The organism is Aeromonas simiae (assembly GCF_014892695.1).
In the GTDB taxonomy this organism is placed as follows: Bacteria; Pseudomonadota; Gammaproteobacteria; order Enterobacterales; family Aeromonadaceae; genus Aeromonas; species Aeromonas simiae.
This window is the reverse complement of the sequence record NZ_CP040449.1, coordinates 1,826,989-1,851,588: the sequence shown is the minus strand read 5'-3', so window position 1 is coordinate 1,851,588 and position 24,600 is coordinate 1,826,989. Positions and strand designations below refer to the sequence as shown.

Here is a 24,600-nt window from a genome sequence, read left to right as displayed (position 1 = left end):
AGAACATGAAATTCAGTAAATCCTGGGTGATGGAGTGGGTCCGCACCGAGATAAGTGACAACGCGCTGGCCGAGCAGATCACCATGGCTGGCCTGGAAGTGGACGCTATCGAGCCGGTGGCGGGCCAGTTCAACAACGTGGTGGTCGGTGAAGTGGTTGAGTGTGCCCAGCATCCGGATGCCGACAAGCTGCGGGTGACCAAGGTCAACGTGGGCGAGGCCGAGCTGCTCGACATCGTCTGCGGCGCGCCGAACTGCCGCCAAGGTCTCAAGGTCTGCGTGGCCAAGGTCGGGGCGACCCTGCCGGGTGATTTCACCATCAAGAAGGCCAAGCTGCGCGGCCAGCCGTCCCACGGCATGCTCTGCTCTTTCAGCGAGCTGGGGATCGATGTGGAAGCCGATGGCATCATCGAGCTGCCGAGCGATGCTCCGGTTGGCACCGATGTGCGTGACTATCTGAACCTCAACGACGTTGCCATCGACGTGGATCTCACCCCGAACCGGGCCGATTGCCTCGGCATCGCGGGTCTGGCCCGTGAAATCGGCGTGCTCAACCGCGCCGACGTGGTCGAGCCGAGCTGGGCCCCGGCCCCTGCCACCATTGATGCTACCTTCCCGATCCGGGTTGAGGCGCCGGCCGATTGCCCGCGTTATCTCGGTCGCGTCATCAAGGGGCTGAACCTCAAGGCTCAGAGCCCGCTCTGGATGCAGGAGAAGCTGCGCCGTGGCGGCATCCGCTCCATCGACGCCATCGTCGACATCACCAACTTCCTGCTGCTGGAATACGGTCAGCCGATGCACGCCTTCGATCTGGCCAAGCTGGACAAGGAGCTGGTGGTGCGCCGCGCCAAGGCCGACGAGCCCATGACCCTGCTCGATGGCAGCGACGTGAAGCTCAAAGAGAATACCCTCGTCATCGCCGACAGCACTGGCCCTGCCTGCATGGCCGGGATCTTCGGCGGCGATCGCACCGGCGTCAGTGAGACCACCACCGACATCCTGCTCGAGTGCGCCTTCTTCGCGCCGCTCTCCATCACCGGTCGCGCCCGTGCCTACGGCCTGCACACCGACTCCTCCCACCGCTTCGAGCGCGGGGTCGATCCCGAGCTGCAAGCCAAGGTGATGGACAGAGCCACCCGCCTGCTGCTGGATATCTGCGGCGGCGAAGCCGGCCCGGTGGTCGAGGTCAAATCCGATGCTCACCTGCCCAAGGCTCAGCCGATCACGCTGCGTCGCAGCAAGATGGAGCGCGTCATCGGCATCGCCATCGCCGACGAGCAGGTGGTCGAGATCCTGACCCGTCTCGGCATGCAGGTCACTGCCAATGCCGACGGCTGGACTGCGCTGGCCCCCTCCTGGCGTTTCGATATCGCCATCGAGGAAGATCTCATCGAGGAAGTGGCCCGTATCTACGGCTACAACAATATCCCGAACCTCAAACCGGTCGCTTCGCTGGCCATGGTCGAGCAGGCCGAGGGGCAAGTGACCCTCAAGCGGGTGCGCGATCTCCTGGTTGACCGCGGCTTCCAAGAGGCGATCACTTACAGCTTCGTCGATCCCAAGGCCCAGCAGGCCCTGTTCCCGCACAGTGAAGCCATCGTGCTGCCGAACCCCATCTCGGTCGAGATGTCCGCCATGCGCGTGTCACTGTTCCCGGGTCTGGTGCAGGCAGTGGTGTATAACCAGAACCGTCAGCAGCCGCGCGTGCGTCTGTTCGAGCAGGGGCTGCGTTTTATCAAGGACGAGGGCGCCGAGAACGGCATCCGTCAGGAGCCGATGCTGGCCGGTATCATCACCGGTAACCAGAGCGAAGAGCACTGGGATGGCAAGGGCCGTGGCGTCGACTTTTTCGATCTGAAAGGCGATCTGGAAGCGGTACTCGATCTGACCGCCGAAGGGGCCGCTTTTACCTTCGAGCGTGCTGAGCACAGTGCATTGCACCCGGGCCAGTGCGCCGCCATCCTGCGCGATGGCGTCGTCATCGGTCACATCGGTGTGATCCACCCGAGCCTTGAGAAGAAGCTGGGCCTTAAGACCCGCGCCGTGCTCTTTGAGCTGGAGCTGGACAAGCTGACTCCGGCCAAGGTGCCCGCCGCGACCGAGGTTTCCAAGTTCCCGGCTAACCGCCGTGACATCGCCGTGGTGGTTGACGTTGCGGTTCTGGCTGGCGATATCTTGGCAGTAATTAAAAAAGTTGGCGGAAATCAGGTAGTTGGAATAAACTTGTTCGACGTATACCAGGGTGCTGGTATGTCCGAGGAGAAGAAGAGCCTCGCCATCAGCCTGGTGTTGCAAGACACCCAGCGTACTCTGGAAGAAAAAGAGATTGCCGAGACTGTCGATCGCGTGGTCAAGGCGCTCGCTGAAGAGTTCAACGCATCCTTGAGGGACTGAATCTATGGCGCTGACCAAAGCCGATATTGCAGAGCACCTGTTCACCCAGCTTGGGATGAGCAAGCGCGAGGCCAAAGAGTTGGTGGAAGCCTTCTTTGAAGAGATCAGAATGGCCCTAGAACGGGGCGAGCAGGTCAAGATCTCCGGCTTTGGCAACTTCGATCTTCGCGAGAAGAATCAGCGCCCGGGTCGTAACCCCAAGACAGGGGAAGACATACCTATCACGGCCCGGCGCGTCGTCACCTTCCGTCCAGGGCAGAAGCTGAAAGCCAGGGTCGAAAATGTCGAACCCAACGAAGAGTAATAAAAAGCCAGGCTCCGCCTGGCTTTTTTCACTGTTGCTATTGGCGGTTTCCACCCAGGCTGGCACGCTACCGCTGTCGCATGAGGTGGATCATTTTCTCAAGCAGCACCGTCAGCTGACCATCTGCTATCCCGATATTCACTATCAGCCCTATTTCCAGCAAGGGAAGGGACTGGTGCCGGATTTGGTGGCACAACTGGCGGAGTTGCTGGGAGTCGAGACCAAAAACCGTATTTACCCCGACTGGCAGCAGGCCAAGGAGGCCTATAGGCAGGGGCACTGCGATCTGTTGCCGCTGGTCTCAGCGGAAGGCGTTGGTAGTGAGCTGGGGCCGCAGAGTGCTCCGCTGATGACGGTGATGGCCGCCATGCTCTATCGCACCGAGGAGGACAGTGGCCCCGTGCTGATGCAGCCGGCCTGGTTTTCCCATGTGCTGCTCAACCATTTCATGCCAGAGCGCACGATCACCCCGGCGCAGCCTAGCGTCTCCATACCCGCGTTGCTGCATAGCGAGCCTTCCTATGCCTATCTGGGTGATTACCTCTCATTGCGTGAGCTGCTGCGTCAGCACCCGGATCTCAATGTCCGTATCCGGCTGCTTGAGCACGATCACTGGCAGATGAGCATGCGCTTGGTGATGCGTGACGAGCCTTCACTGCGCGAAGCCATCAATACCGCGGTGCGCTACTTACCCCCCGCCAACGTCTATCGTCTGCTCGACAGCTATGCCATCAGTAGCGCTGGCAGCATCAACTTGCCTGAATGGAGTGATGAGGAGCAGTCCTGGTTGGCCCGCACCCAGGTACTGCGGGTGGCCATCAATCCAGGCCTTCCCCCTTTCGCCAGCCGGGATCGCAACGGTGTTCCCGTCGGCTGGTCGGTGGATATGCTGCGTGAGTTGCTACGCCCCCATGGTATTCGGGTGGAGTGGCGGGGCGTGCGCGACAGGGAGGAGGGGATCCGCCTGCTGCGTAGCGGCGAGATTGACATGATGCTGGGGGTGCCGGAGTCGAGTGCCTTGGCTGAGGTACTGCGCTTTACCCGCATCATGGTGATGAGTCACTGGGCCTTGCTCAGCCGCGATGGGTTGCACGCCAATCTGAAGGAGCTAGATGGCGAGACGGTATGGGTGCCAGCGAGCTTGTGGGATCCTTCCCTGCTTGAACGCTTGGGCAAGGCTGATTGGCAGCCGGTACCCTCTGTGGTGGAAGGGGCTGCGCGTCTGCGCCGTGGTGAGGGCAGGGCGCTGTTAGCCGATCTCTATCAGTTGCAATATCCGCTGCGCCTCAATCAGTTACAGGATTTGAGCATCAGTGATCTGGTCGATGAGCGCTGGGGGTTGCCGTTTGCCATCGCCCCCAACCGCCCCATGTTGGAGCGGATCCTCAACAAGGCGATGATGGGGATCTCGCCGGTCCAGCAAGACGAGCTGCGCCAGCGTTGGTTGCAGCTCTCGGTCACTCAGGTCGAGGGCGTGAGCTATGGCTTCTGGATCAGCTCGACCCTGCTGCTCTTGCTAAGCGGTGGGGTGGTCATCTTCCTCATTTGGCGCTCTCGGCGGCAGTTGGCGCTTGAGATTGAGCGGCGGCGGTTGGTCGAGCAGGGACTCTCGGAAGCTCGCCAGCGCGCCGAAGCGGCGGCGCAGGCCAAGGGGCGTTTCATGGCGGCGATCAGCCATGAGATCCGTACTCCCATGAACGCCATCATAGGTTTGCTCGAATGGCTGGCGGGCACCCGTCTTGGACAGGATCAATCGCGCGCGCTGGAGCGAGTGCGTCAAGCGACCGATGAGCTGCTTGGCTTGCTCAACGACATCCTCGACTTTACCCGTAACGAGCAACACAGCCTGGCCTTGACGCCGCAGCGGGTGGATCTGGCGTGGCTCTGTGAGCGGGTGATTGCCATACACTGGCCCAAGGCTAAGGCCCGTCACATCGCATTAAGTCTGTCTATCTCGGCCGATCTTCCCGAGACGCTCTGGCTCGATCCCCATCGCATGGCGCAGATCCTGCACAACCTGCTCTCCAACGGGATCAAGTTTACCGAGCAGGGGACGGTGCGCGTTATTCTGACCCGACTGGACTCCCAGTTGCTGTTGCAGGTGGAGGACGAGGGGCCGGGGATCGATGCTTCCTTGCGTTCACGCTTGTTTCTCCCCTTCGAGCAGGGGCGTGACGCGCAGCAGACCGGCGAAGGCACCGGGCTTGGCCTAGCGATCACTCATCAGCTGGTGACCCAGATGGAAGGCTCTATCGGTGTGATGGCACGTCGACCGAAAGGGAGCTGCTTTTGGTGCCGCTTGCCGTTGGTTCAGCCTGAGCATCCCTTGCCACGGCGTCGCCAGGTGAGTCGTATCGCGCTGCACATGCCGGCCGAGCGGCGTCTGGAGTGCCTGCACTGGCTAGCTCGGATGCAGGTGATCGAAGATGCCAGCGCCGAACCTCTGATCGAAGAGCCCGATGAATATGGACTGCCTTGTTGGCGTTGGCGTGGTCAACAACTGGTACCTGGTAGCATGCTGAGTGTGCTGGCCGAAGAGGTGGGGCATGATGGTGCTGAACTCCCGCGGCGGGGAGATGAGCTACGGGTGCTGTTGGTGGAAGATCATGAGCTCAATCGGCACGTGCTGGCGATGCAATTGCAGCAGTTGGGCGCCATGGTCACCATGGCTGAGGATGGCGCCGTGGCCCTGACCCTGCTTGAGCAGGGGTTGATGGTGGATCTGATCCTGACTGATCTGCAAATGCCCCGTCTCGACGGCGCCGATTTATGCCTGCGCCTTAAGCAGGAGCCTCGCTGGCGCCATCTGCCGGTCTATGTGATCACGGCCGATTTGAGCGTACAGGCCATCAAGCGGCTCGAGCAATGCGGCTGCGATGGGCGGTTGGACAAGCCGGTGCGCCGTCAGGAGCTCGCGGCCTTGCTGCAACGCTACGTTCCTTCGCCCGTGGTAAGCGATCTGCCGTTACTGGATGAGGCGACTCTGGCGTTGTATTGCGAGACGAACCGGCGCGATCTTGACGCTGTAATGCACTGTTGGCGAGCACAGGATTGGCCGGGATGGGCTGCCCAATTGCACCGCATCAAGGGCTCGGCGAAGATGGTGGGGGCCAGGGAACTGGTTCGATTGATAGACGCGTGGGAGCAGCGGCGGGAATGGGATGCCATCGACGCCCTGCAACAGATGATGGAAGAGACAGAGCAGAGGTTGCGACAACATGACCAGCATCATCAGTGACGAAGAGCTGAGCGCCCTGCTGGATGGGGTGGGGGAGGGTGAGGAGTTTCGTCCCCTAACGCTGTACGCCCTCGATGAAGCGAGCTTCCGTGCGGTGTCAGCCCACTCTCTGCCCCACGGGGTGGTGGTGCTGTGCGCCGATCCCCAGTTGGATTGGCAATGGATGCACTGGTTTGGCAGCACCCAGTTTGCCCTCTACGATCCTGCGCAGCATGAGGGGCGCCTCTATATGGCGGCGTTGGCGCAAGCCCCCGGCGTCCTGAGTATCGATGAGCCTTGGCTGGAGCGTCTGGAGCAGGCGATGGCGCGCTGGAACCAATGGCTGACCGGGCAGCAGATCTTGTTGCTTGAAGATCACCCCTTCCAGGGGGAGCAGATCGCGCAACAGATCCGCTCCACCGGTGCCAACTGCGTGCTGGTGCAAGATGGCCAGCAGTGGGCACTCGAGTTGGCGCGCCAGCCGTTTGACTGGCTCATCTGTGATCTGGCGCTGGCCGAGGATGATGCTATCCACCTGCAGGGACAAAGCGGCACCCAAACGCCGGTGATCCTGCTCTCCGGCCATGATCAGGTATTGATCGACGGCGCGGCGCGTCTGCTGGGGGAGAAGGGCGTCCCTGTCGTCGGCGCGTTTACCAAGCCGCTCGATCTGGCCCGGCTGCTGCCTATCTTGCTACAGGCCTATGGTGGCCGGCCACGGCTGCCGACCAACCGGTTTCGTCTGCGCCATATCCGCTCATGGGAGGGGTTGACGCTGGGCACCTTGGGTCGCCTTAGCGATCTGCCTCTGAGCTGCGATCCCGCTTGGCTGTTGCTGGGGAGTCTCGGCATGAACTGGGAAGCGCTGCGTGAGCGGCTCGAAGCCGGAGGGCGTGAGGCGGCGCACCTGACCCTGCTCATCCGTCCTCAGGATGAGCTGCTACAGCGTCAGGAGCATTTTTCACTGGCCCTACAGGCCCGTCTGGCCGGCGCTGAACTGGCGTTGCTCATCGATCGCCCGGAGTTTCTCTCCTTTGAGCTGCTCGAGCGGCTGCCCCTCTCCGCCTTGCTACTCGGGCGCCGATTGCTGCCCATGCTGGAGCAGGGGGGATGGTTGGAGAGCTTCCTGCAACGGGCCCGTGACAAGGAGTTGCGCCTCTATCTGGACGATCCTTACGCCCTGCTCGACAGTGTCTGGTGGGAAGGGCGGGGATTTCACGGGCGCTGGTAGGATGGGCCGCTATCAGTGTCAGCCTGCCGATGAGAGGCGTCTGTCGATAAGCTTGCACCGGCCCGGCTGGCCCTCTTCTCGCCGCCAGTTGCCCTGCCAGGTGCCGTGGAGAGCGCTGACGCTGCGTCTGTGTGAGGTTGCCGAGCAAGATGAGCCCGCCTTGCTGCGCGCTTACGCCATGCTGGGCGAACAGAGTCGTTACCTGCGTTTCATGCGAATGCTGGCCGAGCCGACAGCGGAGCAGTTGGCTTGGTTTACCCGCTATCCCCGAGAGCGGCAACTGGCGCTGCTGCTAAAAACGCCGGAAGGGGAGGTGATCGCCCACGCCCAGTCGGTGCGACGCCGGTGTCCCGAGCGGGCCGAGTTTGCCTGTGTGGTGGCCGATGCCTGGCAGGGACAAGGGCTGGGCCGCGCCCTGTTGCTGACGTTGGCGCTGCTGGCCAGAGAGCAGGGCGTAGAGGAGTGGGTGGCCGAGGTGTTAAGCGAGAATCGCCCCATGCTGACCCTGCTCCGAGGGCTGGGATTACCGCTCTCTTGTGTGACGGGGGGCGCGACCCAGGTGGTGCGGCTCGATTTGACGGCGCTCGATCCCTGGCGCTCTGCGACCAAGGGCGAATAGGCAGCCAAGCGTAGCCAATGCTAGGGTCTTGAAAAAGGAGGTGGCCATGGCGCAACCCTATCAGCACATCGTGATTCTTACCGGCGCAGGCATCTCGGCCGAGTCGGGGATCCGCACCTTCCGCGCCCATGACGGGCTGTGGGAAGAGCACCACATTGAGGATGTGGCCACCCCTGATGGCTATGCTCGCGATCCGGCATTGGTACAGCAATTTTACAATGCCCGCAGAGCCCAGCTACAGCAGGAGGGGGTACACCCCAATCCAGCCCATTACGCTCTGGCGCGTCTTGAGCGCCTGTTTCCCGGTACCCTGACGCTCATTACCCAGAACATCGACAACCTGCACGAGCGTGCCGGCAGTCGCCACCTCATTCACATGCACGGGGAGCTGCTCAAGGCGCGCTGCCCCTCTTCCGGTCAGGTGGTGGAGTGGAAAGGGGCGCTGGATCAAGATGATCTGTGCGCCTGTTGTCAGTTTCCCCAGCCGCTGCGCCCGCACGTGGTCTGGTTTGGCGAGATGCCCATCGGGCTGGATCGCATCTACTCGGCACTGGGCCGCTGCGATCTTTTCATTGCCATCGGTACCTCGGGGGCCGTCTACCCGGCGGCGGGGTTTGTCCACGAGGCAAGTCTAGTTGGGGCCCATACCCTCGAGCTCAATCTTGAGCCGAGCGAGGTCGAGAGTCAGTTTGACGAGAAGCGCTATGGGCCGGCCTCTCATCTGGTTCCGGCGTTTGTCGACGAGCTACTGGCCGGGATGGGAATGATAGGGCCAAGGGCCATGGCTGAGCCCTATTCCGGGCTGATTGGAAAAGAGTAAAGGTCATTGCAAAGGTATTAATAAGTGACCAAACTGGCCGCAACGTTCTCTTTACGGAGTTGTGCCATATGATGCCACCCTTACCGCGTGTGCTACTCCCCTTCATCCTGTTGATTGGCGCTGCCTTTGCCCCGTTGCAGGCAGCGCCTCTTTTTGTCTTGACCCTTCCCGATGGGCGCCAGCAAGCTTGGGATGAGACAGCCCTGGCCGCATTGCCACAGCAGCAGTTCACCACGACGACCCCTTGGACGGTGGGCAAGCACACCTACCGTGGCCCGCTGCTGAGCGATCTGCTACGTCAAGCCGGCGTGATGGAGGCAGAGCGCGTGTCGGTCACGGCGCTCAATGACTATCAGCAGGTGATCGAGCTGGATCAGTTTCGTAACGCGCCGCTGGTGCTGGCCCGCTATCAGGATGGCCAGCCCATGAGCCGGCGTAACAAGGGGCCCATCTGGCTGCTGCTCTCTTTTAGCGACTACCCGCAGATGGATGTGCCGGCTGTGCACAATGCCATGGTGTGGCAGGTCGAGCGCATCGAGGTGCTGCGCTGATGCATCGCCGCCAGGATCTGCTGCTCGGGGCGATCGTCACCCTCTTTCTGGCCTCTTCGATCACCAGCCTATGGCTGGAGCGTCGCCATGAGCAGCTGGTGGACAACGTTTATCGCAATGCCCAATGGAACGTGACCCAGATGTTGCTGCGCTCCCAGCGTCTGCTGTTCGAGCTGCGTCTGTTCAAGCTGGGGGCGCTCTCTTTTGACGAGGTGGCGCGCAGTTATGACATTCTGTGGAATCAGCTCGATGTGTTCCTCGTCGGCCAAGAGACGGCCGACATGCGCCAGCGCTATGGCATGGGGGAGCGGTTGCAGGCGCTGTTTGTCGAGATCAAGGGGCTAGAGCCCATGATGGAGAGCGCCACCCGCTTGCAGCAACCGGCCCTGGCTGGCCATCTGGCACGCTTGCAGCCGCTGGTTGAGGAGGTCAATCGGGTAGGCAGCCGCATTCTCTCCAGCCATGAGCAGGAGCGTTCGGTCAGCGACATCCGCGAAAACCTGCGCTGGCTCCAGTGGTGCCAGTTCATCTTGCTGCTGGCGGGGAGCTTGCTGGTATTGGCGCTGATCCGGGCCAATATCGGCAATCGGCGGCTGGCTCGCCTCGATCCCTTGACCCGGCTTGGCAACCGCCGTGCTCTGCACGAGCGCCTCGCCGAGCACGGGGGGGAGCCTTGCGCCCTGGTGGTGCTCGATCTCAAGCGCTTCAAGCAGGTCAACGATCTGATGGGTTATCAGGTGGGGGACCGCCTGCTCTGTCAGGTGGCCGGCATGTTGGCACAGCGCTATGGCGAGCACGCCTTTCGGCTGGGCGGGGACGAGTTTGCCGTGCTGCTGGTGCAGACCAGCCCGCCACTGCTGGAGGCGCAGTGTGAACAGCTCGGCCAGCTCATCAGCTTCGATTTTGCCTGCCGCGAAGGGGTCTTTCGGGTCGAGTGCCGGCTCGGGATCGCTTTTTTGCACCGGGATCACGCCACCTTGCTCGACGAGGCCATTTTGGCGCTCAACCGCGCCAAATTAGGGGATCTCGGCGAGCGGGTGCACTACCACCCCGCCTTGCACGAGGAGCTGCGCACCCGGCTCGATGAAGGGACAGGCACGGATCGCGTTCATTGAGTCGATGGGGTAGAGCAGGAGCGGCGGATCACCAGATTGGGCTCCAGGGTGATCAGGGTCTCCTGAGGGCGCTCGCCGTTGATGCGGGTCAGCAGCCGGGTGACGGCGAGGCGGCCTAGCTCCTCCTTGGGCTGGTTGATGGTGGTGAGCGGCGGTGACATGTATTCGGCCAGTGCCACATTGTCATAACCGATGATCGAGAGATCCTCCGGAATGCGCAGCCCCGCCTCGGTGGCGGCGCTGATCGCCCCCATCGCCATCATGTCGTTGCAGACAAACAGGGCGGTGGGGCGCTCAGATTGTGCCAGCAGCGAGCGCATGGCCTGATGGCCGCTGGCGCAGTCGAAGTTGCCCTCCAAGATCCAGTCGCTGCGAAGGGGCAATCCCGCCTCTTGCAATGCCTCGATAAATCCCGCCAGCCGCTCGGTTCCGGGGGCCCGATCCCGTGGCCCTGTGATGCAGCCCATCTTTTTGTGACCCAGGGCAATCAGGTGGCGGGTGGCCAGCATGCCGCCGTGGTGGGAGTTATCGGCGATGAGATCGCAGGCGCCGCCGCTGCCCCAGTCCATCTGCACCACCGGCAGATCCCCCAGCCAGTCGAGCTGGCCCAGCACCTCGCGCTGCCCTTCGCTGCACATGATGAGCAGACCGTCGACCCGCTTGCGCAGCATCATCTTGAGATAGGATTGGGCGGTGGTCGCTTCCCCTTCGGTGTTACCCAGCATCAGGTTATAGCCCTGCTCGAAGCAGTAGCGCTCCACCCCGCGCACTACCTCGGCGAAGAAGGGGTTGCTCGAGGTGGTCACCAGCATGCCGATGCTGTGGGTCTCTTTGACCTTGAGGCTGCGCGCCACCAGACTCGGCGCGTAGTTGAGATCGCGCATGGCGGCAAACACCCGCTCGCGGGTCTCGTCCGCCACGAAACGGGTCTCGTTGATGACGTGGGAGACGGTGGTGGTCGACACCCCGGCCAGCGTCGCCACGTCCCGGATATTGGCCATCAGGGGTGCTCCTTGAGAAAGGCGCGCACCTCGGCAAGGTGGGGGATCGAGCTTTGCGCGCCGAAGCGGGTAACCGAGAGGGCCGCCGCCGCGTGGGCGAAGCGGATCGCCTCCGGCATCGAAGCGCCGCGTAGCTGCTCGGCCAGCAGCGCCCCGTTGAAGGTATCGCCGGCCGCCGTGGTGTCGATGGCGGTGACGCGAAAACCGGGGATGAGGGCCGCTTCGCCCTGCTCGCTCCAGTAGACCCCTTGGGCACCGAGCGTGATCATCACGCTCGCGATCCCCATGGCGTGGAAACGCGCTGCCGCCGCGCGGGCGCTCGCCTCATCGGTGACGGCCACGCCGGTCAGCAGCTCGGCTTCGGTCTGGTTTGGGGTGATGAGATCGACCAAGGCGAGCAGCGATGCGGGCAGCGGTTGGGCCGGTGCGGGGTTGAGCACCACCCGGGTGCCGGCCGCATGGGCAAGCGTGGCGGCGTGCAGCACGCTCTCAAGCGGCACTTCCAGTTGCAGCAGCAGGGTATCGGCGCCGGCAATGCGCGCAGCGTGGCGCTCGACCACCTCAGGGGTCAGCGCCCCATTGGCCTCGGCAGAGAGGCCGATGTTGTTTTCCCCTTCGTCGCTCACATAGATGATGGCGATGCCGGTGGGCAGGGCGGGATCACACTCGACTGCGCTCACGTCGATGCCGTCGGCGGCGAAGCCATCGCGCATCTGGCGGCCGATGGCGTCATCGCCGATGCGGGCGATAAAGCCGATGTCGGCGCCAAGGCGCGCCGCGGCCACCGCCTGATTGGCGCCCTTGCCGCCGGGCAGCACCTGATAGCTGTGGCCGCGCAGGGTCTCGCCGGGGCGGGGGAAGTGGGGGACGCGCAGGACATGGTCGGCATTGACGCTGCCGAGAACGACGAGTTGCTTCATAAGAGATCCTGTTTCGATACGGCTTGGGATGGGGCCGCGTGGCGGCCGCATGCCAGGCGATACTGAGCCGGCGACGAGGCGGGGGCTTGTGCCCCCGCACCGGAGTTTACTTGGAGACGACTTGCAGCGGTACCGGGATGGCGCTCGGCACCTCTTGGCCCTTGAGCACCTTGTCGGCGGTGTCGACGCCGATGGCACCGATCAGCGCCGGTTGCTGGGCCACGGTGGCGGCCAGCTTACCCTTGGCCACGGCGGCCTTGCCATCGTCTGTACCGTCGAAACCGACGATCATCACCTCTTTGCCGGCGGCCTGCACGGCGCGGATGGCGCCGAGCGCCATCTCGTCGTTCTGGGCGAACACCGCCTGCACGTCGGGCTGAGCGGCCAGCAGGTTTTCCATGACGTTGAGCCCCTTGGTGCGATCAAAGTCGGCCGGCTGGGAGGCGAGCACCTTGAAGTCGTTGGCCTTGACGGCCAGGGCGAAGCCTTCGCCGCGGTCGCGGGCGGCGGAGGTGCCGGCAATCCCTTCGAGCTGGATCACCTTGGCCCCCTTGCCGAGCTTCTCGGCGATGAAATCACCGGCCATCTTGCCGCCCGCCACGTTGTCGGAGGCGATGTGGGCCTTGACCTTGCCTTGGGCGGCGCCGCGGTCGAGGGTCAGCACCGGGATGTCGGCGCGGTTGGCCAGCACGATGGCGTTGCCGACGGCGGCGGAGTCGGTTGGGTTGATCAGGATGGCACTGACCTTGCGCACGGTGAGATCTTCCACATTGGCCAGCTCCTTGGCCGGGTCATTCTGGGAATCCAGCACGATCATCTGGTAGCCCAGCTCCTTGGCCTTGGCTTCGGCCCCCTCCTTCATGGTGACGAAGAAGGGGTTGTTGAGGGTCGAGACCACCAAAGCCAGGGTCTGATCGGCAGCGTGGGCGGTGCCCATGACAGACAGAACGGCGGCGGCGAGCAGGGTATTGAGCTTTTTCATCGTTTCATTCCTTGTGTGTGTCATCACTTGCTTTTGTTGTCGATCATCACGGCGAGCAGGATCACGCTGGCCTTGGCAATCATCTGGTAATACGAAGAGACGTCGAGCAGGTTCAGGGCGTTGTTGAGAAAGCCGATGATGAGGGCGCCGATCAGGGTCCCCATGATGCGGCCCTTGCCCCCCATCAGGCTGGTGCCCCCCAGTACCACGGCGGCGATGGCGTCGAGCTCATAGCCCATGCCGGCGGTCGGCTGGGCCGACGACAGACGGGAGGTGACGATCAGCCCCGCCAGGGCGGAGAAGACGCCGCACAGGCTGTAGACCGCGAGCTTGACCCGCGCCACGTTGATGCCCGAGAGGGCGGTGGCCGACTCGTTCCCCCCCAGGGCATAGATGTAGCGGCCAAGGCGAGTGTGGTTTAGCAGATACCAGGCAAACAGGAAGGTGAGCGCCATCAGCCAGATGGGCACCGGAATGCCGAGAAGATAACCGGTGCCGAGCCAAGCGAACTGATCGGCCCCGTCGCTAAAACCGGTGGAGATGGGGCGCCCCTCGGTATAGACCATGGTGACGCCGCGCAGGGCGGTCATGGTGACCAAGGTGGCGATGAAGGCCTGCACCTTGCCCAGGGCAATGATGGCACCGCTGAGGCCCCCCAAGGCGGCGCCGGCCAGCAGGGCGGCGGGTACGGCCACGTAGATGGGCAGCTCCATGCCGATCATGCTGGCGGCGAAGGCACCGCACAGGGCCAGCACGGCGCCGACCGACAGATCGATGCCGGCGGTGAGGATCACCAGGGTCATGCCGACGGCGATGATGGCGTTGACCGAGGTCTGACGCAGGATGTTGAGCAGGTTGTCTAAGGTGAAGAACTGGTTGTTGAGCAGCGAGACCACGACGATCAGCAGCAACAGGGCGACCAAGGATTTGTTGTCAATCCACCAGCGTTTGCTCAGAAAGCCCGTCCGGGCTGCGGTTTGGGATGTCATGCCGGCACCTCTTGCCATTGTTTTCCTACTGCGGCAGCCATCAGGCGCTCCTGATTGGCCTCTTGTCGATTCATCTCGGCGCTGACGCGCCCTTCGTGCATCACCAGGATGCGGTCACTCATGCCGAGCACTTCCGGCATCTCGGAGGAGACGATGATGACGCTCATCCCCTCCTTCTTGAACTCGTTGATGAGCTGGTAGATCTCCTTCTTAGCCCCCACGTCGACGCCGCGGGTCGGCTCGTCCAGGATCAACACCCGCGGGCGGGTGAGCAGCCCCTTGGCGATGGCCACTTTCTGCTGGTTGCCCCCCGAGAGCAGGCGGATCGGCTGCTCGGCGCCTGGCGTTTTGATGTTAAACAGGCGGATGTAGTCGTTGACCGCCTGGCGCTCGGCGTTGCCGTCGATGTGAAGGCCACGCACGAACTCGCCAAGGGCGCACAGGGTCATGTTCTCGCGTACCGACATGGGCAGCACCAGGCCATCGCCTTTGCGATCCTCCGAGATATAGGCGATGCCGGCTGCCAGGCCATCGGCCGGGGAGCGGGTCACCAGCGGCTGGCCGCCGAGGGTCATGCTGCCGGCGCTGGGGCGCGCCGCACCATAGATGAGCTTCATCAGCTCGGTGCGCCCGGAGCCCATCAGGCCGCTAAAGCCGAGGATCTCCCCCTCGTGCAGGGTGAAACTCACGCCGTGCACGCCGGGGCCACAAAGCTGCTCCACCTGGAGGCTCACCGCACCGGGGGCGCGGGCTAGACGTGGGTACTGCTCGTCGAGACGGCGCCCTACCATCATCTCAATCAGGCGATCCTCGTCGAGGTCGCTCACCGGGCACTCGCCAATCCACTTGCCGTCGCGCAGCACGGTGACGTCGCCGCAGATCTGGAAGATCTCCTTGAGCCGGTGCGAGATGTAGACGATGCCGCAGCCCTGGGCGCGCAGCTCGCGAATGACCTTGAATAGCTGCTCGGTCTCGGTGTCGGTCAGGGCATCGGTCGGCTCGTCCATGATGATGACGCTGGCATCAAAGGAGAGGGCTTTGGCGATCTCCACCATCTGCTGCTCGCCGATGGAGAGATCCCCAAGCCGGGTATCCGGGCCGTGGCGCACGCCAAGGCGCGAAAGCAGGCTGGCGGCGCGCTCACGCAGTGCCCGGTGATCGATGTTGCCAAAACGGGTGCGCGGCTCGCGCCCCAAGAAGATGTTGGCGGCGATCGAGAGCTCGGGCAGCAGGTTGAGCTCCTGGTGGATGATGCTGATCCCCTGATCCTGGGATTCACGCGGGCCGCGAAAGGCGATGGGCTGGCCGCGGTAGGTGAGGGTGCCGCTGTCAGCCTGGTAGATGCCGGTCAGCACCTTCATCAGGGTCGACTTGCCGGCGCCATTTTCGCCGAGCAGGGCCATGACCCGGCCCGGGTAGACGCGCAGGCCCGCCTCGTCGAGGGCGCGCACGCCGGGGAAGGTCTTGACGATCCCGGTCAGCTCAAGCAGTGGAGTGGTCATCGGATTCATGCATGCTCCCGTCAGAAGGCGACGCCGGCGCAGAGGATGAGGTTGGCGTAAGGGGTGGTCTCGCCGCTGCGCACGATGGCGCGGCTGCGCACGCTTCTGGCTTTGAACTCCTCGTGTAGCTGGTATTCGATGGCGATGGGTTTGCCCTGCTCGGCGCCGTGGCGCTCGAGGCGCTCGAGGATGAGCTGGTGACAGCGCGGGCTCACGCTCTTGATCTCGCTGGCGAGGATCGCCTTCTCGACGGTGAGTTCGCACAAGAGGGCGTCGAGGGTGGTCAGCAGGGAAGGGGTGCCAGGCATCAGCGCCAGATCGATGCGCTCGGGGCCATCGGGGATCGGGAGCCCCGCATCGCAGACCACGATCTCGTCGGTATGACCGACCCGGGCGACCAGTGCGCTAAGCGGCGCATTGAGCAGCTTGCCTCGTTTCATACTACACCTCTTGGCCCTGTGGCCTTGTCTACTGAGTTGTTACGCAACCGGTTGCGTAACCGGTTGCGTTGAAGGGTAGGCCCCTTGGGATGGGGATGCCAGTGCGATATTTCAGGAGTGTGAAAAGGATCTCAAAGGAAGGGAGAGGGTGTTGTCGCTTGGGGCTGGGAAGGGGAAAAGAAGGGGCCAGGGGGCCCCATCTAAGTCAGAGGGCGAGCGCCTGTTGCACGGCGGGGCGTGCCAGCATGCGGCGGTGGTGCTCAGCCAGCTTGGGGAACTCATCGAGCGCGATGTCGATGCTCTTGAGCCAGCCGGCCACCACGAACAGGTAGATGTCGGCGAGGCTGAAGCGCTCCCCCAGCACCCAGGGGCCGGTGAGGTAGTACTGCTCTATCTGGGCAAAACCGTCGCGCATGTTGGCGGGCACCTTGGCGCGCATGGCGGCGATCGCTTGCTCGTCATCGGCCCAGCGGCTGCTACGCCGACCGTGGGCAAAGGCGATATGCACTGTGCTGGCCAGGAAGCAGTGCACCTCCTGCATGCGGGCCAGCAGGTAGGGGTCGTCGAGCGGCGCCAAGTTGGCGGCGGGGAAGCGTTGCGCCACATAGAGTAGCAGCGCCGGGGTCTCGGTCAGCACTCCCTGCTCGGTGATCAGGGCGGGCACCCTTCCCTTGGGGTTGATGGCGAGGTATTCGGGGCGACGCTGCTCGCCGGCGGCCAGATCCAGCTGGTGATAGCGGTGCCCGGCATTGGCCTCGGTGAGGGCGATGTGCACGGCCATGGCGCAGCTACCGGGGGCTAGATAGAGGGTGAGATCAGACACGGGAGGCTCCTTGCAACGTTCCTTATGGGGACTCCATCCTACGCTCCTGGCGATGGCAGGCAATGAGGCAGGATGAAAAAGGGGCGCCATGGTGGCGCCCCTTGTTCTGCTTAGCCCGCCTTGGCCACCATGGCCTTGAGCTGCTGGAAGTACTGCTCGTAGAGGACGGAAGCCTCACCGACATCAGATTGGAACTCCCCCTTCTGCTTGATGGCCTCGCTTGGGAAGATCATGGGGTTATTGCGAAACGCGGGCTTGAGCAGGGGGATGGCATCCTTGACCGGGGTCGGATAGCCGATCGCCTCGGCAACTTGGGCGGCCACATCCGGGCGCATCAGGAAGTTGATGAGGGCATGGGCCTCCTTCACGTGCTTGGCCTTGGCGGTGACGGCCAAGTTGTCCATCCACAGTATGGTGCCCTCCTCGGGCCAGGTGAAGGTGATGCTGGGGTACTCCTGCTGGGCGCCATAGGCGGAGCCGTTCCACAGCATGCCGAGGTTGACCTCACCGGCGATAAAGGGATCGGCCGGGTTGTCGGAGTTGAACGCCTTGACGTTGGGCATCAGCTGTTTCAGGTACTCGAAGGCCTCCTTGATCTCGGCAGGCTTTCGGCTGTTGGGGCTGTGGCCGAGCTGCACCAGGGCGATGTGGAACACCTCGCGGGCGTCGTCCATCAGCAGCAGGCTCTCTTTCCACTCAGGGGCCCAGAGATCTTTCCATGCGCTCACCGGCTGGCTCACTACGTCGCTGTTGCGACCGATGCCGGTGGCGCCCCAGATGTAGGGGATGGAGTAGGTGTTGCCCGGATCGTACTCGTGGTTGAGCAGGCTCGGATCGAGGTGCTTGAAGTTAGGTAGCAGGGCCCGGTCGAGGGGTTGCAGCATCTGCTCTTTGGCCATCTTGGCCACGAAGTAGGTGCTCGGCACCACCACGTCGTAACCATCGGGATGGGTCTTGAGCTTGGCGTAGAGGGTCTCGTTGGATTCATAGGTGGAGTAGATCACCTTGATCCCAGTCTCTTTCTGAAACTGCTCGAGCAGGCCATCGGGCACGTATTCGGACCAGTTGTAGAAGTAGACTACCTTGTCATCGGCCAATGCTGCTGGCGCAGGGGCCAGGGCGCCGAGGAGAAGGGCGGCGCCGAGGGCAAGAGGGGTCGCCTTTTTGAAAGTGCGGTGGGTCATCGCAACACTCCTTTCGGGGTTGGGGGCCCGCAGGCCCGCAGTCAAACAAGCCGCCCGTCCGGGCGACGGGGTTATTTGCGGCGCAGCAACCACTGGGAGAGCAGCACCAGCGCCAGTGAGAAGCCGAGCATCAGGGTGGCCAGGGCGTTGACCTCGGGTGAGACCCCGACCTTGACCATGGAGTAGATCTTGAGCGGCAAGATCTCGTAGCTGGGGCCGGTGACAAACGAGCTGATCACCACATCGTCGAGTGACAGGGTGAAGGCCAGCAGCCAGCCGGCGGCGATGGCGGGCATGGCCAGGGGTAACAGGATGCGGCGAAAGATCACCCACTCTCCTGCACCGAGATCACGGGCCGCCTCCAGCATCTTCACATCAAACCCCACCAGCCGCGCATAGACGGTGATCACCACGAACGGCAGGCTGAAGGTGATGTGGGCGATCAGCAGGGTCACAAAGCCGAGCTTGACTCCCAGCAGCACGAACAGGGTGAGCAGGGAGATGGCCATGACGATGTCGGGGGACATCATCACCACAAACAGCAGGCCGCCCACATAGGGCTTGCCGCGAAAGCGGTAACGAAACAGGGCCACCGCCGCCAGGGTGCCGATGGCCACCGCCGCGCTGGCCGAGAGGGCCGCTATGGTCATCGAGTGCTGGGCCGCCTGCATCATGCTGGCATTGCCAAGCAGCTTCTCGTACCACTGCCAAGTGAAGCCACGCCAGTCGATGCCGTATTTCGAGGCATTGAAGGAGTTGGCGATCAGCACCGCAATGGGGATGTAGAGGTAGGCGTAAATCAGGGCCAGGTAGCCCCCCTTGAGCAGACGCATCATGCCAGAGCCCCCTTCCTGCGCAGCAACTTGCCGGCGCGCCAGTAGCACCAGAGCAGCAGCCCCATCAGCACGGTGAGCGTGACGCTGGTGGCGGCGCCAAACGGCCAGTCACGGGTGTTGAGAAACGCCGTCTTGATGACGTTGCCGATGAGCAGGTGCTTGGCGCCCCCTAACAGATCCGAGACGTAGAACATCCCCATGGCGGGCAGGAATACCAGCAGGCAGCCGGCGACGATGCCGGGCAGGGTCAGGGGGAGCACCACGTGGACAAAGCGCTGCAAGGGGCTGGCACCGAGATCTTGCGCCGCCTCAAGCAGGCGCAGATCGAGCTTCTCCATCGCCGAGTAGAGGGGCAGGATCATGAAGGGCAGCAGCACATAGACCAGGCCGATGATGACGGCAAACTCGGTATACATCATCTGTATAGGGCGCTCGATGAGCCCCAGATCCAGCAGCAGGCTGTTGACAAGGCCACGGGTACCCATCAGCACCTTGAGGGCGTAGGTGCGGATGAGGGAGTTAGTCCAAAACGGCACCACCATCAGAAACAGCAGCAGGGGGCGCACTCGGGCCGGCAGGCGGGCCACCAGCCAGGCAAACGGATAACCGGCCCCCAGACAGATGAGGGTCGCCAGCAGCGCCAGCCAGAGTGAATGGAGGATCACATCCCAGTAGAGGGGGTCGAGCAGGCGCAGGTAGTTGCCGAGGGTAAACAGGGGGGCAATCATCTGGCTTTCATCCCGGGTCAGCAGGCTGACCGCCAGGATCATCAGGTTGGGAAACAGCACAAACAGGGTGAGCCAGCCGACAATGAGGGCGATGGCCAGATTGCGAAAGCCGTTGTGGGCAAAGCCGTTTGAGGGAGGGCGCAGAGGGGCCTCCTTGATGCGATCACTGCTCTTCATGGGGTAATACCACCTCCCAACTGTCGACCCAGTGGACGGCCACCGTCTGACCGATGCGGTAGTCAAAATCGGGGTCGTCCTCGTCGAAGAACTCCGAGACCAGAATGCGTTTGCCCGACTCGAGCTCGACCTGTGAATCCAGGGTGGCGCCCTTGTAGTTACGATCCAAAATGCGGCCCGGCAGGCTATCGGCAGCCGGCTCGGCCGCGGCGATCTCCATGCGCAGATCCTCGGGGCGCAGCAGCACCAGCACCGGCTCGCCGGCCTGGAAGGGCAGGGGGGTATGGATGCGGCATTCACGCCCCTCGACCCGGGCCTGCCAGACATCGCCGCCGAGGTGGCTGATCAGTGCCCCCTCCATCACGTTGATCTCACCGATGAAGCGCGCCACAAACAGGGTGGCCGGGGTTTCGTAGATGTCGCGCGGCGTGCCGGTTTGCACTATGCGTCCTCCCTCCATCACCACGATGCGATCCGACATGGAGAGCGCCTCTTCCTGATCATGGGTGACGAAGATAAAGGTGATGCCAAGGCGCCGTTGCAGGGCCTTGAGCTCACTTTGCATCTGTTTGCGCAGCTTGTAGTCGAGCGCCGAGAGCGACTCGTCGAGCAGCAGCACCCGCGGCCGATTGACCACGGCGCGGGCAATGGCCACACGCTGTTGCTGACCACCGGAGAGCTGATCCGGTTTGCGATCGGCCAATGACTCGAGTTGCACCATGGCCAGTGCTTCGCGCACCCGGCTCTCGATCTCGCCCTTGTCGATGCCCTGCATTTGCAGGCCGAAGGCGACGTTGTCGAACACCGTCATGTGCGGGAAGAGCGCATAGCTCTGAAAGACGGTATTGATGTGCCTATGCTCGGCCGGGATCTCCGTGATGTCATCATCACCCAGCAGGATGCGCCCTTCATCGACCGATTCGAGACCGGCGATCATCCTGAGCACTGTCGTTTTTCCGCATCCGGAGGGGCCGAGCAGCGTGAGAAACTCGCCGTCCATGATCTCCAGATCCAAGCCCTGTATGACCTGTTTTCCGTCATACCCCTTGCTGATCCCCGTCAGCGAAACGATAGTCCTGGTGTTGTTTGTCATCGACGCAGTATTACCCCACCCGCTGGCCATCATGAAAAAAGAGGGCAGTATTTTAGGGCTGCCCCCTTTGAATTCAAAGCCTTTTCACCCTTCATGAGACGATCCTGCCAGGAGATGATGGCAAAAAAGCTGATCCACGCATGATTCGAGATATAATGCAGCGCTATTTTTCACGCATATCGAGAGTCAGCACAAACGTGAGCAACAGAATTCGTATCGGGGGAGATCTGCAACACTCCCTGACCCAGGGCTATCGTATCGATCTTCGCGGCCTGCTGACGGAAGGGTGGACCCAGACTCGTCGCAATGGTTTCGGGTTGCTGTTGGCCATCGTCGGCGTGGTGGCCATCTGGTTGCTGCTGACCCAATGGGTGCTGGGCCACTCCATCACCACAGAGGGGGAGGAGAGCATGGATTTGTCGCTCACCTTAAGTCTGCTCATCACCGTCATCATGGCCCCCATGACCGCCGCCCTCGATATGCTCGGGGTGCAGCAGGCCATCGGAGTCCGGGCCCGCGCCGCCCAGGTGTTCGACTTCTTTCGCCACTTCATCCGCCTTGGCACCCTCTCCTTGCTCACGACCCTGATGGGGTCGCTGGCGGGGACCCTGCTCTCCATGCTGGGCGCTCCCATGCCACTGGTGTTGCTGCCCACCGCCTTGCTCAACATGGCGCTGCTCTTTAGCGTGCCGCTGCTGCTGGAGCGGGGCATGACCCCCTGGCAGGCGATCGTCACCTCGGTTCGTCTGTTCCTGCACGGCTGGACTTCGCTCATCGTGCTGCACATGGTGATGCTGGCGCTCTTCATGCTGGCGGTCATCCCCATGGGGCTTGGCCTGCTTCTGGTTGCCCCCCTTTATTACAACATCAAAGGCATTCTCTACCGGGATCTGTGCGGCATCGCCGTGGAGGTGTCGGAGGCGCCGACGGAGCCGGATCACTTCAACGCCTAGGAGGGCAGATGAAGTCAGCATGGATGGGGGCGCTGCTGCTGGCCGGCGGCGCATCGGCTTGGCCGCTCGAGATAAACTATGCCGACTTCTACGGCCCGATGCAGCGGGCGGCCAAGGGGGAGTTTGGGTTGGCCAGGCTCGGGTTTTATCTGACCGATCAGCAAAATGGACGGCGCTGCGCCGTGCTGGGCGGCAGCGTCGAGACGCTGGATCGCCATGTGCCGATCCCCATCACGGCCGATGCCGAGTTGCGTTTGCCGTATGACGAGGGGCTGAACCTTGACAAGGCGAAGGTGGTGCTTGAGCTGGGCGACGAGTCCCAGTGCAGCCTCTCGGTGCAGGTGATGGCCGAGTTATCACCCGGTCTGCTTCAGGTGGCGACACTCGAGCAGGCACAGGGTGACATGCAGCGGCTGCTCGAGCAGATGTCGGGCAGGCTCGGGCGGCTCTTTTTGCCCGAGATGCAGGGGGTACGCCTTGAGATGCTGGCCGAGCGCGGCGAGGGCGCGTTGCAGGTGCAGGGGCGCAGACAAACGCTGGCCTGGAAAGCGCATCAGCTGACCCTCGATAAGGACTCGCTGGCGGCCTTCTCTGCCGGCACGTTGCAACTGGACTCGCCGGTGCTGCGCCTGACCCCCTGGCTGCCGGCGCGATAACCGGTCAAGGTGCGGTGCATGAATACAGTACGTAAAAAGGAGCCATCAAGGCTCCTTTTTACTCTCTGCATCTCGGGTGGCTAGGGTTAGCGCACCTCAATCACGTCGAGGCGCTCCATGCTGTCGATGTCGAGCAGGGGGGAGGCCGGCAGCTCGGGGGGATCGAAGGCCTTGTCGCCGCCATCGATGATGCCGGAGTCGCGGTTGATACTCTTGAAGTCAAACAGCGAGTGATCGAGCAGGTGGCTCGGCACCACGTCCTGAATGGCGGTGAACATGGTCTCGATGCGACCGGGGAAGCGGCGATCCCACTCCTGCATCATCTGCTTGATGGCCTTGCGTTGCAGGTTCTCCTGCGAGCCACACAGGTTGCAGGGGATGATGGGGAAGGCCTTGGCGTCGGCATAGCGCACCAGATCCTTCTCTTTGCAGTAAGCCAGCGGGCGGATCACCACGTTCTTGCCATCGTCGCTCACCAGCTTGGGCGGCATGGATTTCAGTTTGCCGCCATAGAACATGTTGAGGAACAGGGTCTCGAGGATATCGTCGCGGTGGTGGCCCAGTGCAATCTTGGTGCAGCCCAGCTCCTGGGCGGTGCGATAGAGAATACCGCGGCGCAGACGTGAGCAGAGCGAGCAGGTGGTCTTGCCCTCGGGGATCTTCTCCTTGACGATGGAGTAGGTATCCTCCTCGACAATCTTGTACTCGACGCCGAGGCCGGCAAGGTATTCGGGCAGAATGTGCTCGGGAAAGCCGGGCTGCTTCTGATCTAGGTTCACGGCGACCAGCTCGAAATGCACCGGCGCGCTCTGCTGTAGGTTCATCAGGATGTCGAGCATGCCGAAGCTGTCCTTGCCACCGGAGAGGCACACCATGATCCGATCGCCTTCCTCAATCATGTTGAAGTCGGCAATGGCCTGGCCTACGTTACGGCGCAGGCGTTTTTGCAGCTTGTTGAAGTTGTATTTCTCTTTGGCGGTGAGCGCGTCTTGCATGGCGTCAAAAACCCGGGACAAAAACAGGCGGGTATTATAGCCGTGTCCCGGGTCAGGGCAAGTCAACCCTTGCGGCGGGTTGCGACGGGGCAGACGTAGTCGTCAGGCTTTAAGATCAGCATGTCGCAGTGGAGCTGATCCACCACCTGCTCGGCGGTATTGCCAAGCAGGGCCGCCGAGAGCCCGGTGCGACCAACGCAGCCCATGATCATCAGGTTGGCATTGAGCTCCCTGGCCAACTCGGGCAGCACCTCCTCTGGTAATCCCTCGCGGACTCGGGTCCATGCCTCGCCAATACCGAAGTGCGCGGCATGCTGATGCATCAGCTGCTCATGATGGGTACGGATGGCCTCGCTGTAAGCACGGGGATCAAACTCGGGAAGTTCGATGGCGACATTGACCGGGGTACCCGGGTAGGTGTTGACCAGATAGAGGCTGGCTCCCAGCAACTCGGCCACCTCGAGCCCCTCGGCCGTGATGCGCTCGTTGAGCTTTTGCTGTTCGGTGTCCTCACTGGTGCAGTTGATGGCCGCGATAATATGGCCGCCACGAACCCATTGCCCCTCCTTGACCAGCAAGATGGGGCAGGGGCATTTGCGCAGCAGGTGCCAGTCGGTCGGGGTAAAGATGAAGGTTTGCAGAAAGCTGTGATGGTGGGTGGCCTTGACCACCAGATCATACCCCTCGGTCAGCACCTCTTGCAGGATGCACTCGAACGGACGACTGTGCCACACCACTTTGCTGGCGACCTTGAGCCCTTGCGCCTGGTAGGGGGCAAGCAGTTGTTCGAGCCACTCGCGACGCTGGGCGATGACACCATCTTGCATCTCACGGCGCTCCTCGGCCGAGAGCATGGAGGTCATTTCATAGGAGAAGTCGTAGATGGGGAGCAGCAGGGTCAACTCGGCATCTTGCTCTAGCTCAGCCACCTTGACGGCGCGGCTAAGGGCAACCTGCAGCTCCTCTTCCGGGTTGGCGACAACCAGAATTTTGCGGTATTTGACCATATATCCTCCCTTGCAGCACAGCCTCGGTAGACGGTAGTTCGGCTATTTACAAGGGTAGATCAGA

At 62.6% G+C, this 24,600-nt stretch carries 23 protein-coding genes; 10 read left to right on the top strand and 13 right to left on the bottom strand.

Annotated features, from left to right (window positions below; translation table 11 throughout):
- Positions 1-5 precede the first annotated feature (5 nt).
- The 8 genes from pheT to FE240_RS08745 all read left to right on the top strand — a co-directional run bounded on the left by pheT (position 6) and on the right by FE240_RS08745 (position 10,250).
- Positions 6-2,393 (top strand): phenylalanine--tRNA ligase subunit beta, encoded by a 2,388-nt coding sequence (pheT, locus tag FE240_RS08780; protein ID WP_193004201.1) that lies wholly within the window; start codon positions 6-8, stop codon positions 2,391-2,393.
- Between the two features lie 4 nt (positions 2,394-2,397).
- Positions 2,398-2,697 (top strand): integration host factor subunit alpha, encoded by a 300-nt coding sequence (ihfA, locus tag FE240_RS08775; RefSeq protein WP_042045243.1) that lies wholly within the window; start codon positions 2,398-2,400, stop codon positions 2,695-2,697.
- Between the two features lie 85 nt (positions 2,698-2,782).
- Positions 2,783-5,935 (top strand): ATP-binding protein, encoded by a 3,153-nt coding sequence (locus FE240_RS08770; RefSeq protein ID WP_193004200.1) that lies wholly within the window; start codon positions 2,783-2,785, stop codon positions 5,933-5,935.
- Positions 5,916-7,145 carry a response regulator gene (locus FE240_RS08765; protein WP_193004199.1) on the top strand — a complete coding sequence of 410 codons (1,230 nt, stop codon included), beginning with the start codon at positions 5,916-5,918 and terminating at the stop codon, positions 7,143-7,145. Before FE240_RS08770 ends, FE240_RS08765 begins: the two co-directional genes overlap by 20 nt.
- Before the next feature lies 1 nt (position 7,146).
- Positions 7,147-7,764, top strand: a complete 618-nt coding sequence (locus FE240_RS08760; RefSeq protein ID WP_193004197.1) for a GNAT family N-acetyltransferase — start codon at positions 7,147-7,149, stop codon at positions 7,762-7,764.
- Between the two features lie 46 nt (positions 7,765-7,810).
- Positions 7,811-8,584: a Sir2 family NAD+-dependent deacetylase gene (gene cobB / locus FE240_RS08755; RefSeq protein ID WP_193004195.1), complete on the top strand. Its 774-nt coding sequence runs from the start codon at positions 7,811-7,813 to the stop codon at positions 8,582-8,584.
- A gap of 71 nt (positions 8,585-8,655) precedes the next feature.
- Positions 8,656-9,135 carry a molybdopterin-dependent oxidoreductase gene (locus FE240_RS08750; RefSeq protein ID WP_193004503.1) on the top strand — a complete coding sequence of 160 codons (480 nt, stop codon included), beginning with the start codon at positions 8,656-8,658 and terminating at the stop codon, positions 9,133-9,135.
- The gene (locus tag FE240_RS08745; protein WP_193004193.1) at positions 9,135-10,250 is read left to right on the top strand and encodes a GGDEF domain-containing protein; all 1,116 of its coding nucleotides are present in this window, start codon (positions 9,135-9,137) and stop codon (positions 10,248-10,250) included. Before FE240_RS08750 ends, FE240_RS08745 begins: the two co-directional genes overlap by 1 nt.
- On the opposite strand, the gene FE240_RS08740 is transcribed toward FE240_RS08745, so the two are convergent.
- From FE240_RS08740 to potA, 11 genes are all read right to left on the bottom strand, one after another.
- The gene (locus FE240_RS08740; protein ID WP_193004192.1) at positions 10,244-11,251 is read right to left on the bottom strand and encodes a substrate-binding domain-containing protein; all 1,008 of its coding nucleotides are present in this window, start codon (positions 11,249-11,251) and stop codon (positions 10,244-10,246) included. The genes FE240_RS08745 and FE240_RS08740 overlap by 7 nt on opposite strands.
- Positions 11,251-12,171, bottom strand: coding sequence for a ribokinase (gene rbsK, locus FE240_RS08735; RefSeq protein ID WP_193004191.1), 921 nt, complete (start codon positions 12,169-12,171; stop codon positions 11,251-11,253). The genes FE240_RS08740 and rbsK overlap by 1 nt, the downstream gene beginning before the upstream one ends.
- A gap of 106 nt (positions 12,172-12,277) precedes the next feature.
- Complete coding sequence (gene rbsB, locus FE240_RS08730) at positions 12,278-13,153, bottom strand: ribose ABC transporter substrate-binding protein RbsB (protein ID WP_193004190.1); 876 nt, start codon at positions 13,151-13,153, stop codon at positions 12,278-12,280.
- A gap of 23 nt (positions 13,154-13,176) precedes the next feature.
- A complete protein-coding gene (gene rbsC, locus FE240_RS08725) occupies positions 13,177-14,142 on the bottom strand; it encodes a ribose ABC transporter permease (RefSeq protein ID WP_193004189.1) in 966 nt (321 codons plus the stop codon).
- Complete coding sequence (gene rbsA, locus FE240_RS08720; protein WP_193004188.1) at positions 14,139-15,653, bottom strand: ribose ABC transporter ATP-binding protein RbsA; 1,515 nt, start codon at positions 15,651-15,653, stop codon at positions 14,139-14,141. Before rbsA ends, rbsC begins: the two co-directional genes overlap by 4 nt.
- Before the next feature lie 11 nt (positions 15,654-15,664).
- Complete coding sequence (gene rbsD, locus FE240_RS08715; protein ID WP_042045233.1) at positions 15,665-16,084, bottom strand: D-ribose pyranase; 420 nt, start codon at positions 16,082-16,084, stop codon at positions 15,665-15,667.
- Positions 16,085-16,289: 205 nt separating this feature from the next.
- Complete coding sequence (locus tag FE240_RS08710) at positions 16,290-16,907, bottom strand: glutathione S-transferase family protein (RefSeq protein ID WP_193004187.1); 618 nt, start codon at positions 16,905-16,907, stop codon at positions 16,290-16,292.
- A 110-nt stretch (positions 16,908-17,017) separates the two neighbouring features.
- Positions 17,018-18,091, bottom strand: a complete 1,074-nt coding sequence (locus tag FE240_RS08705) for an extracellular solute-binding protein (protein WP_193004186.1) — start codon at positions 18,089-18,091, stop codon at positions 17,018-17,020.
- A 71-nt stretch (positions 18,092-18,162) separates the two neighbouring features.
- Positions 18,163-18,927, bottom strand: coding sequence for a spermidine/putrescine ABC transporter permease PotC (potC, locus tag FE240_RS08700; RefSeq protein ID WP_042045228.1), 765 nt, complete (start codon positions 18,925-18,927; stop codon positions 18,163-18,165).
- Positions 18,924-19,832: a spermidine/putrescine ABC transporter permease PotB gene (gene potB / locus FE240_RS08695; RefSeq protein WP_193004185.1), complete on the bottom strand. Its 909-nt coding sequence runs from the start codon at positions 19,830-19,832 to the stop codon at positions 18,924-18,926. The genes potC and potB overlap by 4 nt, the downstream gene beginning before the upstream one ends.
- Positions 19,819-20,925, bottom strand: a complete 1,107-nt coding sequence (gene potA, locus FE240_RS08690; RefSeq protein WP_193004184.1) for a spermidine/putrescine ABC transporter ATP-binding protein PotA — start codon at positions 20,923-20,925, stop codon at positions 19,819-19,821. Before potA ends, potB begins: the two co-directional genes overlap by 14 nt.
- A gap of 209 nt (positions 20,926-21,134) precedes the next feature.
- Here potA and FE240_RS08685 point away from each other — a divergent pair, with 209 nt between their 5' ends.
- Together FE240_RS08685 and FE240_RS08680 are read left to right on the top strand one after the other, a co-directional pair.
- The gene (locus FE240_RS08685) at positions 21,135-21,878 is read left to right on the top strand and encodes a DUF2189 domain-containing protein (RefSeq protein ID WP_193004502.1); all 744 of its coding nucleotides are present in this window, start codon (positions 21,135-21,137) and stop codon (positions 21,876-21,878) included.
- 8 nt (positions 21,879-21,886) lie between these two features.
- Complete coding sequence (locus FE240_RS08680) at positions 21,887-22,534, top strand: DUF2987 domain-containing protein (protein WP_193004183.1); 648 nt, start codon at positions 21,887-21,889, stop codon at positions 22,532-22,534.
- An 86-nt stretch (positions 22,535-22,620) separates the two neighbouring features.
- Here the strand turns inward: FE240_RS08680 and ttcA are convergent, their stop codons facing one another.
- Together ttcA and uspE are read right to left on the bottom strand one after the other, a co-directional pair.
- Complete coding sequence (ttcA, locus tag FE240_RS08675; RefSeq protein WP_042045225.1) at positions 22,621-23,529, bottom strand: tRNA 2-thiocytidine(32) synthetase TtcA; 909 nt, start codon at positions 23,527-23,529, stop codon at positions 22,621-22,623.
- Between the two features lie 62 nt (positions 23,530-23,591).
- Entirely contained in the window at positions 23,592-24,536 is a 945-nt protein-coding gene (gene uspE / locus FE240_RS08670) for a universal stress protein UspE (RefSeq protein ID WP_193004182.1), read from the bottom strand.
- Positions 24,537-24,600: the final 64 nt, after the last annotated feature.

Bases quoted from the DNA above. Each gene is read 5' to 3' on its own strand.
- pheT (WP_193004201.1), top strand. From the start codon at position 6: ATGAAATTCAGTAAATCCTGGGTGATGGAGTGGGTCCGCACCGAGATA.
- ihfA (WP_042045243.1), top strand. From the start codon at position 2,398: ATGGCGCTGACCAAAGCCGATATTGCAGAGCACCTGTTCACCCAGCTT.
- FE240_RS08765 (WP_193004199.1), top strand. From the start codon at position 5,916: ATGACCAGCATCATCAGTGACGAAGAGCTGAGCGCCCTGCTGGATGGG.
- FE240_RS08760 (WP_193004197.1), top strand. From the start codon at position 7,147: ATGGGCCGCTATCAGTGTCAGCCTGCCGATGAGAGGCGTCTGTCGATA.
- cobB (WP_193004195.1), top strand. From the start codon at position 7,811: ATGGCGCAACCCTATCAGCACATCGTGATTCTTACCGGCGCAGGCATC.
- FE240_RS08750 (WP_193004503.1), top strand. From the start codon at position 8,656: ATGCCACCCTTACCGCGTGTGCTACTCCCCTTCATCCTGTTGATTGGC.
- FE240_RS08745 (WP_193004193.1), top strand. From the start codon at position 9,135: ATGCATCGCCGCCAGGATCTGCTGCTCGGGGCGATCGTCACCCTCTTT.
- FE240_RS08740 (WP_193004192.1), bottom strand. From the start codon at position 11,251: ATGGCCAATATCCGGGACGTGGCGACGCTGGCCGGGGTGTCGACCACC.
- rbsK (WP_193004191.1), bottom strand. From the start codon at position 12,171: ATGAAGCAACTCGTCGTTCTCGGCAGCGTCAATGCCGACCATGTCCTG.
- rbsB (WP_193004190.1), bottom strand. From the start codon at position 13,153: ATGAAAAAGCTCAATACCCTGCTCGCCGCCGCCGTTCTGTCTGTCATG.
- rbsC (WP_193004189.1), bottom strand. From the start codon at position 14,142: ATGACATCCCAAACCGCAGCCCGGACGGGCTTTCTGAGCAAACGCTGG.
- rbsA (WP_193004188.1), bottom strand. From the start codon at position 15,653: ATGAATCCGATGACCACTCCACTGCTTGAGCTGACCGGGATCGTCAAG.
- rbsD (WP_042045233.1), bottom strand. From the start codon at position 16,084: ATGAAACGAGGCAAGCTGCTCAATGCGCCGCTTAGCGCACTGGTCGCC.
- FE240_RS08705 (WP_193004186.1), bottom strand. From the start codon at position 18,091: ATGACCCACCGCACTTTCAAAAAGGCGACCCCTCTTGCCCTCGGCGCC.
- potC (WP_042045228.1), bottom strand. From the start codon at position 18,927: ATGATGCGTCTGCTCAAGGGGGGCTACCTGGCCCTGATTTACGCCTAC.
- potB (WP_193004185.1), bottom strand. From the start codon at position 19,832: ATGAAGAGCAGTGATCGCATCAAGGAGGCCCCTCTGCGCCCTCCCTCA.
- potA (WP_193004184.1), bottom strand. From the start codon at position 20,925: ATGACAAACAACACCAGGACTATCGTTTCGCTGACGGGGATCAGCAAG.
- FE240_RS08680 (WP_193004183.1), top strand. From the start codon at position 21,887: ATGAAGTCAGCATGGATGGGGGCGCTGCTGCTGGCCGGCGGCGCATCG.
- ttcA (WP_042045225.1), bottom strand. From the start codon at position 23,529: ATGCAAGACGCGCTCACCGCCAAAGAGAAATACAACTTCAACAAGCTG.
- uspE (WP_193004182.1), bottom strand. From the start codon at position 24,536: ATGGTCAAATACCGCAAAATTCTGGTTGTCGCCAACCCGGAAGAGGAG.